We start from the raw sequence: 12,484 nt of genomic DNA, 5'->3' as shown, positions 1-12,484 counted from the left end.
GCCGCGATATTCGAGGCGCCGCAGTCCTTCGATCAGAACCGGGACGATGTTACGTTGCGCAACCGCGCCGACAATGCCGCACATAAATATCAGTTCCTTTGCAGGGGTTGGGTGCCGCGATGGGTAAAAACGCGGCGCGCCGTCAGCTTTTCTTCTTGACCGGACGAACGTAGCCGGTCTTGCCGACCTGCGTCTTCTCGTTCAGCACGAGGAGATTCTCCTCGACGTCTTTCCATACCGTCGTGCCCGCCGCGATCGTGACGCCGCGTCCGACGCGCACCGGCGCGACGAGCTGCGTGTCGGAGCCGACGAACACGTCGTCTTCGATGATCGTGCGGGACTTGTTCGCACCGTCGTAATTGCACGTGATCGTGCCCGCGCCGATATTCACGCGCGCGCCGATATCGGCGTCGCCGATATACGTGAGGTGATTCGCTTTCGAGCCGTGACCGAGCACCGCGTTCTTCACTTCGACAAAGTTGCCGACGTGTGATTCGTCCTTCAGCGTCGCGCCCGGGCGCAGCCGCGCGTACGGTCCGAGCATGACGTTCGCGCCGACGTCCGCACCTTCGATATGCGTGAATGCGTCGACGCGCGTGCCCGCGCCAATCGTCGCGTTACGGATCACGCAGTTCGCCGCGACCGTCACGTTATCGCCCAGCGTGACGGTGCCTTCGAACACGCAGTTCACGTCGATCGAAACGTCGCGGCCGCATTCCAGCGTGCCGCGCACATCGATACGCGCCGGATCGGCCAGCGTGACGCCCGCCACGAGCAGCGCTCCGGCCACGTTGCCCTGATGAATGCGTTCGAGCTGTGCAAGTTGCTGCTTGCTGTTGACGCCGAGCGTTTCCCACTCTTCGTCCGGCTGCGCGGTCACCACGTCGAGACCGCTTTCGATCGCGAGTTCGACCACGTCGGTGAGGTAGTACTCGCCCTGCGCGTTGTCGTTCTTCAGCGATGCAAGCCAGCGCGTGAGTTGCTGCGTCGGCGTGACGATGATGCCGGTGTTGATTTCCGCGATTTCCAACTGCCCGGGTGTCGCGTCTTTCTGTTCGACGATGCGCAGCACCTTGCCGTTCGCATCGCGCACGATGCGGCCGTAGCCGGTGGGATCGTCGAGCGTCACGGTGAGCACGCCGTAGCCGCCCTGACCCGCGCGGTCAGTCAGGCGCTTTAGCGTGCTCGCGCGCGTGAGCGGCACATCGCCGTATAGCACAAGCGTGGGCACGGAAGGATCGAGCAGCGGCAGCGCCTGCTGCACGGCATGCCCCGTGCCGAGCTGCTGCTCCTGCACCGCGAACTGCACGTCGGGCGCCCCGACGGCGCTGCGCACGGCCTCCGCGCCATGACCGATCACGACGACGAGGCGGGTCGGGTCAAGCGTGCGGGCAGTATCGATGACGTGGGACAGAAGCGGCCGGCCGGCCAGTGGATGCAGTACCTTGGGCAGCGCGGAACGCATGCGCTTACCGGTGCCTGCCGCCAAAATGACTATATTCATGGCGCCGACGAGGGATCGAGTTGGAAGCCGTCAATGTTAGCACGCGCATCCCGCTATCGAAGACGCCCCCTGCCCGGCGCGGCCACCGCCGTTGCGCAAAACCCACCGATGCGACGCACCGGGTGATTTCCCTGGCCGGCCAGGTGAATACCGGCTGGCTTTCCGCCATTCACGCATTTCCTTCGGCCGGCATGGCGCACGCACGCCAAGTGCTTGATTTGTATTTGGATGTATCATCTGGGGCTCTGCCCGGTACCGCTTTTCGACGCCTTTTCCCTGCGTCCACGCACCACCGGCAATCTTCACTCTGTTGCGTGCCTGCCATGAAAGCCTCAAACAATTTTTTCCGCCTCGAAACCCGGTTGCAGTCGCAGGTCGGCAAGGCGATCGCCGACTTCAACATGATCGAGGACGGCGACAAAATCCTGACGTGCATGAGCGGCGGCAAAGACTCGTACACGATGCTCTCCGTTCTGCTCGCGCTGCAAAAGCGCGCGCCGATCGACTTCGAGATCATCGCGATGAATCTCGACCAGAAGCATCCCGGCTTTCCCGAGGAAATCCTGCCGCGGTATTTCGAGTCGATCGGCGTGAAATACCGGATCGTCGAAGCGGACACGCATTCGATCGTCAAGGAGAAGGTGCCCGAAGGCAAGACCACCTGCTCGCTGTGCTCGCGTCTGCGTCGCGGCGTGATTTACCGCACGGCGAAAGAGCTGGGCGCCAACAAGATCGCGCTTGGGCACCATCGCGACGACATCGTCGAGACGTTTTTCCTGAACCTGTTCTTTGGTGGAAAGATGAAGGCGATGCCGCCGAAGCTCGCCACCGACGACGGCGCGCACATCGTGATCCGGCCGCTCGCGTACTGCAAGGAATCGGATATCGCGACGTACGCGCGTGCGATGGAATACCCGATCATTCCGTGCGACCTGTGCGGTTCGCAGGAAAATCTTCAGCGCAAGAAAGTGAAGGACATGCTGACGCAATGGGAACGCGACACGCCAGGCCGCGTCGACAACGTGTTCCGCGCGCTGTCCGATGTCGTGCCGTCGCATCTCGCCGACACCAGCCTGTTCGATTTCCGCGCGCTCGCATCGGGTCTCGCGAAGATCGACGAAGCCTCGCTCTTCGGCGATACGTCCTACACGCAGACGGCGCTCGTGTTCTCGCATTCAAGCGAGAACCGCATCGAGTTCGTGCGTCCCGCGGCGCGCGCCGCTGTCCCTGACGTTAGCGCAGCGGCTGGCAATGCAGCCGGCGCTTAATCTTCCCTGATCCGAAAGACTTCGACGCCGACGGCGTCGCAGTCCGGATACACATCCGGCTTTTCTGTCGAAATGCGTGCCGCGCGCACCTGCGGATGCGCGAGCATGGTCTTGACGAGATCATCGCAGAGCGTTTCCTGCAGATGAATGTGGCCCTGTTCGACGCGACGTGCGATGGTCGAGCGCATGAAGTCATAGTCGACGACTTCGCTCAATCTGTCCGCTACGGGCGTGGACAGTGCGAGCGGCACGTATAACTCCACGTTGATCACGACGCGCTGCTCGCCGCGCTTCTCGAAGTCATGCACGCCGATGTTGATATGCACTTCGTAATTGCGCAGAAAGAGCCGGCGACAGTCGGCGAGGCGGGGATGCGAGAGAGCGTCGAGCATGATCGTTCCAGTGTCGATAGAAGCGTGCGGACACGCAAGGAGCGCTTCGTACGGCGAAGGTCTGAAAGCCTTCGCGTGCGTTCAGGCGCCCGTCAAAAACATTACGTCGCGCGGCAGCGGCACGAGATGCTGGCCGCCGTCGACGACCAGCGTCGAACCCGTCACACCCTGCGCATCCGCTAGATACAGCGCAGCCGCGACCAGATCCTCCGGACGCGAAGCCCGGCCAAGCGGTGTGACCGCATGCGACTCGGCGAAACCCTGCGGCGTTTGATCGGCGGATTGCAGCGTAAGCCCTGGCGCGAGCCCGACCACGCGCAGCTTCGGCGCGAGCGCCTGCGCGAGCGCGACGGTTGCTGTCTGCAGCGCCGCCTTCAGCACCGTATATGAAAGATAGTCCGGATTCATGTTGTACAGCTTCTGGTCCAGCACGTTGATGACGCAGCCGCGCAGCGATTCGTCGCTGCACGCGGCTTGCGGCGTCGCTTCATGCAACATGCGCGCCAGCACGAGCGGCGCCGCCAGGTTGATCGCCGTGAGGTGCAGCAACCGTTCATAGCCGACGTCGTTCGCCGCGTCTTCAACAAAGAGCGACGCGTTGTTGATCACACACGCGGGACGCCCGAGCGTGGCAATGCAATCCGGTACCAGCTTCAGGACCTGTGCTTCGTCGGCGAAATCCGCGTGGAGCGCGACCGCACGACGGCCGAGCGCGACGATCTCCTCGACCACTTCATCCGCTTCCTCGCGGGACGCGCCGTAATGCACGGCCACGTCCCAGCCTTTCGACGCGAAGCCGATGGCGAGCGCGCGGCCGATCCGACGGGCGGCGCCGGTGATCAGGACGACGCGCGCGGGGATGCCGTGGGCGCTGCCGACGTGTGAAGTGCTGGAAGAGTCGGTCATTTACAATATGCGGATGAATCCGAAAGCTCACGAACCCGATAGTTTACCTGCTCCTGGCCCGGCTGCGCTTGCGCAATCGGAGGCGCTGGTCGCGCAGATCCGCGCGGAGATCGACGCGAACGGCGGCTGGCTGCCGTTTCAGCGCTACATGGAGCGTGCGCTGTACGCACCGGGTCTTGGCTATTACAGCGGCGGCGCGATGAAGTTTGGGCGCCGCGCAGAGGACGGCAGCGATTTCGTCACCGCGCCCGAACTGTCACCGCTTTTCGCCGCGACGCTCGCACGACCCGTGGCGGAGACGCTGGCCGCAAGCGGCACGCGTGCCGTGATGGAATTCGGCGCCGGCACCGGCAAACTCGCGGCAGGGCTTCTAAATGAACTTGCGGCACAGGACGTCGAATTCGATACGTATTCGATCGTCGATCTGTCGGGCGAGTTGCGTGAGCGTCAGCGCGCGACGATCGAAGCGGAAGCGCCCGCGCTGGCTGCGAAGGTGCGCTGGCTGGATGCATTGCCCGAGCGCTTCGAGGGTGTCGTGATGGGCAACGAAGTGCTCGACGCGATGCCGGTGCGGCTCTTTGCCCGTACCGATGGCGTGTGGCATGAGCGCGGCGTGACCTGGCGCGATGGTGCGTTGACGTTCGAGGACCGGCCGGTTGGCGCGACTGCCGACATGGCCTTTCTCGATTCTCTCGAAGTGGAAGGCGACTACGTTGCTGAAACGCACGAGGCCGCGCTGGCCTTTACGCGGACGATCTGCATGATGCTTGAGCGTGGCGCCGCGTTTTTTATCGACTACGGTTTTCCGCGCCACGAGTATTACCATGCGCAGCGCGCGCAGGGGACGTTGATGTGTCACTACCGGCATCGTGCGCATGGTGATCCGTTTTTGTATCCCGGGTTGCAGGACATTACCGCGCACGTCGAGTTTTCTGGCATCGCTGAAGCGGGTGTCGATACGGGGGCCGATCTGCTTGGGTATACGTCACAGGCGAGGTTTCTGCTGAATGCCGGCATTACCGATGCGCTTGGCGATCTCGATCCTTCGGATATCAAGCGGTATCTGCCTGCGGCGAATGCAGTGCAGAAGCTGCTCTCTGAAGCCGAGATGGGAGAGCTTTTCAAGGTGATCGCGTTTTCGCGCGGCATCGATGAAGGGATTGCCGCGTTTGCGGGCGGCGACCGGTCACATTCGCTTTGAGCGCGATGTCATGATCCGCTGGTTACTCACGACTTTTATTGCTGTAGCCGTTTTGTCCAGGTGCTGGCCGTGGCTCAGGAAGGTTGGCATCGGGAGATTGCCAGGGGATGTCACCCTCAGGTTTGCTGGGAAAGAGTACCCTTTTCCCTTCATGTCTACTTTGGTCCTGAGTTTGGTTTTGTCTTTTATCGTTCGGATGGTTTGAGGTTTTTTTTGCCCCTTTGGCGGGGCGGCATTTTCGCTTTTTCGTGCCGAAGCTGTGTGTTTGCTTTGGCCTTTCCTTGTATTCATGTCGGTCTATTAGCGTCGCCCCTGTGCGGGGCGGCACCTACTTTTCTTTGGCTTGCCAAAGAAAAGTAGGCAAAAGAAAGGCGCTCCGACAACTCATCTTTTCCTGGTGTGTCATCGCCGGGGAATGGCAACCCACGAAGTGTCGCCCCCACACTTCACACGGCATCGGTCCCCGCGCGATTCCGTCCCGCGCGCGGTCCATGTCCGTGACAAAGCAGTCATCCACCCGACTCCGCGCTACGCGCATCGCCGACCGGCATAACGCTCTCCGAGCGTTCGCGCTGGCGCCGGCATCCGCACTCGCACGCGTGCACACATTTGCAAACGCACTCACATCTGCAAACGCACTCACATCTGCAATCGCAATCGCGCGCTCAATCGCGATCGGCGATCTCCGGCCCCTGATGCCGGCGCCATCGAACGGCCATTCCGCGACGCGCGTAGCGCGGAGTGGGATGAATGAGCCCTGTGTCACGGGCGGTGCTGTGCGGGAGATCAGATCGTGCGCGGACCAGCGCGGCCTGGAGCTCGAGGGCGACGCCTCACGGGGTGCCATTCCCGACGAATGACGCACCAGGAAAAGGTGAGTTTTCGAAGCGCCTTTCTTTTGCCTACTTTTCTTTGGCAAGACAAAGAAAAGTAGGTGCCGCCCCGCACAGGGGCAACACTAATAGACCGACATGAATACAAGGAAAGGCCAAAGCAAACACACAGCTTCGGCACGAAAAACCCAAAATGCCGCCCCGCCAAAGGGGCAAAAGCAAACCCCTAAACAGATTCCCCAAGAGCCAAACCAACCCCCTGAACCCTCTCCTGCCGAACGGCATCTTTAATCAGAGAAGGCCGGTCAGCAAACCGGCTGGCAACCGCCCCTCCATCCACAGCTCGCGCAGCAACAAGCGCGATACGCAGCCGCTCAGCCTGCGGATACTCCCGCGTCGCAAACCCCAGCCGACCGCGCGCATCCGCCTCGCATGCCTGCAACGCCTCGGCAAACCGCGCGGGTTTCCTCAACGCATCGCATCGCTCGAACAACCGCACAAGCCCGGCCGGCCCGGTCTCCATCACGCGATGAATATTCCCATGCTCACGCGCCACCAGCACCGCCAGATCGCGACACTCATTCGGCACCCGCAACCGCTCGCACAAAGGCTTCAGCAAATCGACACTACGCCCCTCGTGCCCAATATGCCGCGGCAACACATCCTCAGGCGTCGTCGCCTTGCCAAGATCATGCGTCAACGCGGCAAACCGGACCGTCAACGCGTAACCCTGCGCGGCAGCATGATCCAGAACCATCATCACATGCACGCCCGTATCGACCTCGGGGTGGTAATCCGCGCGCTGCGGCACGCCAAACAGCGCATCGATCTCCGGCAACACGCGCGCCAGCGCGCCGCATTCCCGCAACAGTTCAATCATCCGCGAGGGCTTCTGCTCCATCAATCCGCGTGACACTTCCTGCCACACGCGCTCCGGTACCAGTGCATCCACCTCGCCCGCCACCACCATCCTCTGCATCAGCGCCATCGTCTCCGGCGCAACAGTGAAACCGGCAAAGCGCGCCGCAAACCGCGCAATGCGCAAGATCCGCACCGGGTCCTCAAGAAACGCATCGCTGACATGCCGGAACACGCGATTGCGCACATCAGCCTGTCCGTTGAACGGATCGATCACGGGACCGGCAAGCTCGCCGTCAGGACGCACCTCGCGCGCCATCGCATTGATCGTCAGATCGCGTCGCGCCAGATCCTCCTCAAGCGTCACATCCGGCGCGTAGAAAAACTGGAAGCCGTGGTAACCCGCCGCTGTCTTGCGCTCGGTGCGCGCAAGCGCATATTCCTCATGCGTCTGCGGATGCAGGAACACAGGAAAATCCTTGCCGACAGGTCGAAAACCCTGTGCCACCATCTGCTCGGGCGTCGCGCCAACCACCACGTAATCGCGGTCCTTGACGGGCACGCCCAGCAATTCGTCGCGAATCGCGCCGCCCACGGCGTAGATATTCATGCGCAAACGTCGTAGTGCGGCACGCGATGTGTCTCACGCAACGCGTCATCGATCCACGCGCGTACGGCCGGATGCTCTGTCACGCGGCGCGCGTAAGCAGCGGCACCCGCGGAAAGCGCAGGCTGCCATGTGTTGAAGCGCATCACGACCGGTGCGTACATCGCGTCCGCAATGCTGAAGTCGCCAAACAGGAACGGGCCGCCATGCTGCGCGATGCAGTCGCACCACAGGGCGTCGACGCGTGCGATATCCGCAAGCGCTTCCGGCGTCGCGCCCTTGCCCGGAAACGACGCACGGATGTTCATCCACATCGACGAACGCAGCCCGACAAAACCGGAGTGCATCTCGGCGCTCACGCTGCGCGCCTGGGCACGCGCGGCCGCGTCGCGCGGCCACATCGCGTGCTGCGCAAACTGCTCGGCAAGCGTCTCGCAGATGGCAAGCGAATCCCACACATGTACGTTGTCGTCGGTGATCAGGCACGGCACCTTGCCCGACGGCGAAAGCGCAAGAATCGACGTCGTCGAATCCGCCTCCTGCAATTCGATCGTGCGCTCCTCGAAGGGAACGCCGAAATGCTTCAGCACCAGCCACGGCCGCATCGACCACGACGAATAGTTCTTGTCGCCAATAACGAGTTTCATGCGTCTATCGATAAGTAAAAGTGAGAATCACCGTCCCGCGCTCGCGCGGAACGCATTGAAGCGCGAACGCATCGAGGCGCCCGTCAGATACACCGGTGCAATCGTTTCGATACTCGCGGGCTCGATGTCGAGTTCGGGCGCAAGCGGCCCGCTCAGCACGCTGTCCACTTTCATCGAATCAAGATTGTCGCGCGTGATCACGGGCTCGCCAGGCGCCATTTCGAACGTCATCGCCTGAAGCCGCGCGAGCGCTTCCGGCAAACGGATGATGCGCGCGTGACGCCCAATCACGTCGCCGCAGAATTTCACGAGCGCCTCCAGCGTGTATACGGTCGGCCCGCCAAGCTCGTACGTGCGGCCCGTGGCGGCATCGAGATCGAGCACGTTCGCGATCGCCTTCGCGACGTCGCCGACAAACACGGGCTGAAACTTCGCGTCGGGCATCGCAAGCGGAATCATCGGGAAAACACGCTGCAGGAATGCAAACTTGTTCAGAAACGCATCCTCGGGTCCGAACACGACGGATGGCCGGAACACCGTGGTCGCCAGCGTCGACTGGCGCACGGCCTTCTCGCCGTCGCCCTTCGAGCGCAGATACATGCTCGGCCCTTTCGGGTCGGCGCCGATCGCGCTCATGTGGATCAGGCGATGCACGCCCTTGCCTTCGCAGGCAGTCACGATCTTTGCAGGCAGTTCGACATGCGCTTTCGCGAACGCTTCGCCGTACGGATTCGCGCGGCTCGCGTGCAGGGTGCCCACGAGGTTGATCACGGCGTCGGCGTTTTCAACGAAGCTGGCAAGCTGCACCGGGTCGAATACGTCGACTTCGAGCACATCGACGGGCAACAGCGTGAGATGGCGGGCGTGATTTCGCCGGCGGGTGGCGATGCGCACGTCCTTGCCGAGCTCGACGAGCGCGTTGACGAGGTGGCTGCCGATGAATCCGGAACCGCCGATGATCGCGATGGCTTGATGGCGCATTTTCGACTCCCTGGGTGGAAGCCGCGGCAACGGCTGGTGAAGCGGCCGCCGCGCAGCGAAGCGCGGCGGCGTGGCGCTGGCGTTTTATGGTGCGATGTAGCCCAGACGCACTTTCAGCGATTGCGGACGGCCTTCGAACAGTGCCGCATAGTAGACCGTGTTGGACAGCACATTCTTCACGTAGTCGCGGGTTTCCTGGAACGGGATCGTCTCCGCGAAAATCGCGCCTTCAACGCCCCGTGGCAGATTCTGCTTCCACGCGCGCGGGCGTCCTGGACCGGCGTTGTAACCGGCCGTGGCCAGCACGGCGGACCCGTCGAACTGATTGTAGATCATCGACAGATAGTTGGTGCCGAGCAGGATGTTCGTGTCGATATCGTTCATCTGCGCGCGCGAAATCGTGCCAAGCCCGATCTTCTTCGCAACCAGTTGCGCGGTGCCCGGCATCAGTTGCATCAGGCCGCTCGCGCCGACCTCGGAGCGCGCGTTCATGATGAAACGCGATTCCTGGCGGATCAGCCCGTACGCCCATTCGACGTCGAGCCCCGTGGACTGCGCGTCGCGCTCGACGATATCGCGGAACGGCGACAGGTAACGCAGCGAGAAGTCGTGCTCTGTCTTCGTGCGGTCGGCGGTGTTCACCGCGCGGTCGTACAGTTCGATGCGCCGGGCGTATTCCGCCGCCGCGATGAGCTGGCGGTCGGTCATGGTGCGCAGCGGCCAGTTCCATTCGCGATTGCCTTCAAGACGCAGGTTCAGCGCGTAAAAACGTTGTGCGAGCGCGAAACCCGGCGTCTTGCCGGCCTGCTCGACTTCGGCGTCGGTCACGGTGGTTTTCGGCGGCACGGTGATCTTCTGGCCGAGTTCCTCGGCAGCGAGCTGACCGTAGAAGTTATAGCCCGCCGCGATCTGCTCGAATTCCTGGTTCGCCGCGACCGTGTCGCCGCCCTGCTTCAGCGCGCGCGCGTGCCAGTAGATCCACGAAGGTTGCGCGCGCAGCGAAGCCGGCATCTGCTCGATCGACCAGCGCACCATCGTCCAGTCGCCCGCGAGCAACGCCATGCGGGTGCGCCATTCGTACGCCGGGTTCGAAAGCGGTGCATTCGCCGAGAGCCGGTACCAGTCGACCGCGGCCGGCATCTGCTTCGCTGCCGCCTGATAGGCGATCGTGCCCCAGCCGATCGCGCGCTCGGGCGTGGTGAGCGACGGCGCCACCGTGGCAAACGTCGAAGCCGCCATCGCCGGATCGTTGCGCGCCATGCGCGTGATCGCGAGCAGCGCCAGCTGGTGCGACTGCGGATCCGGCCCGACGCCGCGCGCGAGCAGCAGCGGCGGCGTGCTGGCCGCCTGGCCGAACAGCACCGGATCGGGACGCTGGTTGCCGAGCGCGTCGACGAGCTTCGCGCCCGTGTTCGTGTAGTTCTGCTCGTAGGCGAGACGGATCTGCTGCCACACGTCGTCGGTGGAGAACTGCTGGCTGATCGCAAGCGAGGTGATCAGGTCGACGCAGCCGTCGCCGTACTGTTTCGGATCGACGAGCAGCGCGCGTGCCGCATCGGCGACGTTTTCGCCGCGCGCCGCGCGCGATTCGAGCGCGTAGCACTTCACCTGCGTATCGTCGTTCAGCACGAAACGCGCGTACTGCTGGTCGAAATCGCGCCAGTCGTGACGCGCGCCGAGCACGACGAGATAGTCGTTGCGCATGCGATCGGCAATCGCCTGACCATCGTACTTCTGCAGGAACGACAGCACCGGCGCGTCCGGCGCGTCGATGCGCGCGTGGCCGGACCCGTCGAAGAGCTGCGGCTTCAGCGTGAAGTACTCGAGATACGACGGCGCGGGATAGTCGGGAATCATGCTCGCCAGTTGCGCGGCGCGCGGCGCATCGTTATTGCGCGCTGCTTCGCGAAGCTGGATGAAGGTCTGATCGTCCGGTGTGAGCTGGGTGAAGGCGACAGGTCGGACGGCGGACGCCGTGCCACACGCGACGAGTGCCGCGGCAGCCAGCGCAGAACCGGCCGCGCGATATACTCGAAAGAGGCGTTTGGACATCGTTGTTTCTGGAGCGGAAATTGAAGCCAAGCATAGCACGCAACCCCCACGCGAAATCGAAAAAGGAACTGCGCGCAACACTGCTCAAAGCCCGTCTCGATGCGGCTCGCGAACCCGCGCACGCACTCGCGTTAAAGCATCGGGTGCTGCAGACACTGGAACGATATTCGCCTGCATGTGTGGGGTTCTACTGGCCGCTCGCGGGCGAGTTCGATGCGCGCGAAGCGATCGCCGAATGGCTCGCCGCCGATGCAAAACGCGAGGCCGGCCTGCCCGTGATTCACAGCGTGTATTCGCCGCTCGCGTTTCACGCGTGGACGCCGGACATGGCGATGAAAACGGGCCATCACCGTATTCCCGAGCCGGAGTCGGGCCGCGACGTCACGCCCGACCTGCTGCTGATTCCCTGTGTGGGTTTCGACGAAGACGCGTTCCGGCTCGGCTACGGCGGCGGCTATTACGACCGCACGCTGGCGGCGTGGGCGGGCGCGGTGCGGCCGGTGACGGTCGGCATCGCGTACGAAGCCTGCCGCACGGACACGATCCCGCGCGAGGCGCACGACATCCCGCTCGACGCGGTCATCACGGAGCGCGCCCGCTATCCGGAGCGAACCGCCGCGGACTGATCGCCGCGCGTCAAAGCGAAGCCGCCGCGCGCGCCGCCGTGTCGTAGAGGCCCGATGCATTGCGCAGCAGCTGCGCCGCCTCGCCGATCTGCTCATTCGTCAGACCGCTTTCCTTCAACGTCGAGATCAGGCAGCTCTCGCGCACCTCGCGGTAGTGGAGGCACAGCGCGCGGCCGGCTTCGGTCGCCTCGAAAAACACTTCCTTGCCGGTCTTTTCGCTTTTTACATACCCTCTAGCTACGAGCTTCTTCAGCGCATAGGTCGCGACGTGCGTGTCCTCGATGTTCAGCACGAAGCAGATGTCGGCCAGTTTCTTGCGACGCTCGCGATGGCTCACGTGGTGCAGCAGCGAGACTTCGATGGCGGTCATGTCCTTGTCGCCCGCCGCCGACATGCAGCGCACCATCCAGCGGTTGAACGCGTTGCCCGCCATGATCAGCGCGTATTCGAGCTCGGACAGCTCCGCGCTCGATTCGGAAACGAGGTGTTCCGAGGAGACGATCTTGGTGGGATGACGCGACATGAGGCGATCTCGATACACGCTGGGAAGGTGCCGGAAGTGTACGACGCCCACCTGAAAAAGTGAGCCTGGCACAAACGCTTATTGAT

12 protein-coding genes are annotated in these 12,484 nt (G+C 63.1%); 4 read left to right on the top strand and 8 right to left on the bottom strand.

Annotation, left to right across the window (positions count from 1 at the left end; all coding sequences use genetic code 11):
• Positions 1 to 142: 142 nt before the first annotated feature.
• Positions 143 to 1,504, bottom strand: coding sequence for a bifunctional UDP-N-acetylglucosamine diphosphorylase/glucosamine-1-phosphate N-acetyltransferase GlmU (glmU, locus tag LPA37_RS24475; protein ID WP_229013941.1), 1,362 nt, complete (start codon positions 1,502 to 1,504; stop codon positions 143 to 145).
• Between the two features lie 323 nt (positions 1,505 to 1,827).
• On the opposite strand from glmU, the gene ttcA reads away from it, so the two are divergent.
• The gene (gene ttcA / locus LPA37_RS24470) at positions 1,828 to 2,772 is read left to right on the top strand and encodes a tRNA 2-thiocytidine(32) synthetase TtcA (protein ID WP_228979797.1); all 945 of its coding nucleotides are present in this window, start codon (positions 1,828 to 1,830) and stop codon (positions 2,770 to 2,772) included.
• Here the strand turns inward: ttcA and LPA37_RS24465 are convergent.
• Entirely contained in the window at positions 2,769 to 3,164 is a 396-nt protein-coding gene (locus tag LPA37_RS24465; protein ID WP_228979799.1) for a dihydroneopterin aldolase, read from the bottom strand. The genes ttcA and LPA37_RS24465 overlap by 4 nt on opposite strands.
• Positions 3,165 to 3,245: 81 nt before the next feature.
• Positions 3,246 to 4,070, bottom strand: coding sequence for an SDR family oxidoreductase (locus tag LPA37_RS24460; protein WP_228979801.1), 825 nt, complete (start codon positions 4,068 to 4,070; stop codon positions 3,246 to 3,248).
• A gap of 13 nt (positions 4,071 to 4,083) precedes the next feature.
• Here LPA37_RS24460 and LPA37_RS24455 point away from each other — a divergent pair, with 13 nt between their 5' ends.
• Together LPA37_RS24455 and LPA37_RS24450 are read left to right on the top strand one after the other, a co-directional pair.
• Positions 4,084 to 5,271: a class I SAM-dependent methyltransferase gene (locus LPA37_RS24455; protein WP_229013940.1), complete on the top strand. Its 1,188-nt coding sequence runs from the start codon at positions 4,084 to 4,086 to the stop codon at positions 5,269 to 5,271.
• A 10-nt stretch (positions 5,272 to 5,281) separates the two neighbouring features.
• On the top strand, positions 5,282 to 5,476 hold the full coding sequence (locus tag LPA37_RS24450) for a DUF2905 domain-containing protein (protein WP_228979811.1): 195 nt from the start codon (positions 5,282 to 5,284) through the stop codon (positions 5,474 to 5,476).
• An 854-nt stretch (positions 5,477 to 6,330) separates the two neighbouring features.
• Here LPA37_RS24450 and LPA37_RS24445 read toward each other — a convergent pair.
• The 4 genes from LPA37_RS24445 to LPA37_RS24430 form a co-directional block, all read right to left on the bottom strand.
• Entirely contained in the window at positions 6,331 to 7,572 is a 1,242-nt protein-coding gene (locus LPA37_RS24445) for a multifunctional CCA addition/repair protein (RefSeq protein ID WP_229013939.1), read from the bottom strand.
• On the bottom strand, positions 7,569 to 8,216 hold the full coding sequence (locus tag LPA37_RS24440) for a glutathione S-transferase family protein (RefSeq protein ID WP_229013938.1): 648 nt from the start codon (positions 8,214 to 8,216) through the stop codon (positions 7,569 to 7,571). Before LPA37_RS24440 ends, LPA37_RS24445 begins: the two co-directional genes overlap by 4 nt.
• A 27-nt stretch (positions 8,217 to 8,243) precedes the next feature.
• The gene (locus LPA37_RS24435) at positions 8,244 to 9,197 is read right to left on the bottom strand and encodes a complex I NDUFA9 subunit family protein (protein WP_228979817.1); all 954 of its coding nucleotides are present in this window, start codon (positions 9,195 to 9,197) and stop codon (positions 8,244 to 8,246) included.
• An 84-nt stretch (positions 9,198 to 9,281) separates the two neighbouring features.
• The gene (locus tag LPA37_RS24430) at positions 9,282 to 11,249 is read right to left on the bottom strand and encodes a lytic transglycosylase domain-containing protein (protein ID WP_228979819.1); all 1,968 of its coding nucleotides are present in this window, start codon (positions 11,247 to 11,249) and stop codon (positions 9,282 to 9,284) included.
• A gap of 20 nt (positions 11,250 to 11,269) precedes the next feature.
• Here LPA37_RS24430 and LPA37_RS24425 point away from each other — a divergent pair, with 20 nt between their 5' ends.
• Complete coding sequence (locus LPA37_RS24425) at positions 11,270 to 11,875, top strand: 5-formyltetrahydrofolate cyclo-ligase (protein ID WP_228979821.1); 606 nt, start codon at positions 11,270 to 11,272, stop codon at positions 11,873 to 11,875.
• A gap of 10 nt (positions 11,876 to 11,885) precedes the next feature.
• Here LPA37_RS24425 and LPA37_RS24420 read toward each other — a convergent pair whose 3' ends face one another.
• Entirely contained in the window at positions 11,886 to 12,398 is a 513-nt protein-coding gene (locus LPA37_RS24420; RefSeq protein WP_228979823.1) for a winged helix DNA-binding protein, read from the bottom strand.
• Positions 12,399 to 12,484: the final 86 nt, after the last annotated feature.

The organism is Paraburkholderia gardini, assembly GCF_907164545.1.
In the GTDB taxonomy this organism is placed as follows: Bacteria; Pseudomonadota; Gammaproteobacteria; order Burkholderiales; family Burkholderiaceae; genus Paraburkholderia; species Paraburkholderia gardini.
Note: the sequence above shows the minus strand (reverse complement) of the source record. Positions and strands in the feature narration are given on the sequence as shown.

Excerpts from the sequence above, each read along its gene's own strand:
- glmU (WP_229013941.1), bottom strand. The coding sequence starts at position 1,504 with ATGAATATAGTCATTTTGGCGGCAGGCACCGGTAAGCGCATGCGTTCC.
- ttcA (WP_228979797.1), top strand. The coding sequence starts at position 1,828 with ATGAAAGCCTCAAACAATTTTTTCCGCCTCGAAACCCGGTTGCAGTCG.
- LPA37_RS24465 (WP_228979799.1), bottom strand. The coding sequence starts at position 3,164 with ATGCTCGACGCTCTCTCGCATCCCCGCCTCGCCGACTGTCGCCGGCTC.
- LPA37_RS24460 (WP_228979801.1), bottom strand. The coding sequence starts at position 4,070 with ATGACCGACTCTTCCAGCACTTCACACGTCGGCAGCGCCCACGGCATC.
- LPA37_RS24455 (WP_229013940.1), top strand. The coding sequence starts at position 4,084 with ATGAATCCGAAAGCTCACGAACCCGATAGTTTACCTGCTCCTGGCCCG.
- LPA37_RS24450 (WP_228979811.1), top strand. The coding sequence starts at position 5,282 with ATGATCCGCTGGTTACTCACGACTTTTATTGCTGTAGCCGTTTTGTCC.
- LPA37_RS24445 (WP_229013939.1), bottom strand. The coding sequence starts at position 7,572 with ATGAATATCTACGCCGTGGGCGGCGCGATTCGCGACGAATTGCTGGGC.
- LPA37_RS24440 (WP_229013938.1), bottom strand. The coding sequence starts at position 8,216 with ATGAAACTCGTTATTGGCGACAAGAACTATTCGTCGTGGTCGATGCGG.
- LPA37_RS24435 (WP_228979817.1), bottom strand. The coding sequence starts at position 9,197 with ATGCGCCATCAAGCCATCGCGATCATCGGCGGTTCCGGATTCATCGGC.
- LPA37_RS24430 (WP_228979819.1), bottom strand. The coding sequence starts at position 11,249 with ATGTCCAAACGCCTCTTTCGAGTATATCGCGCGGCCGGTTCTGCGCTG.
- LPA37_RS24420 (WP_228979823.1), bottom strand. The coding sequence starts at position 12,398 with ATGTCGCGTCATCCCACCAAGATCGTCTCCTCGGAACACCTCGTTTCC.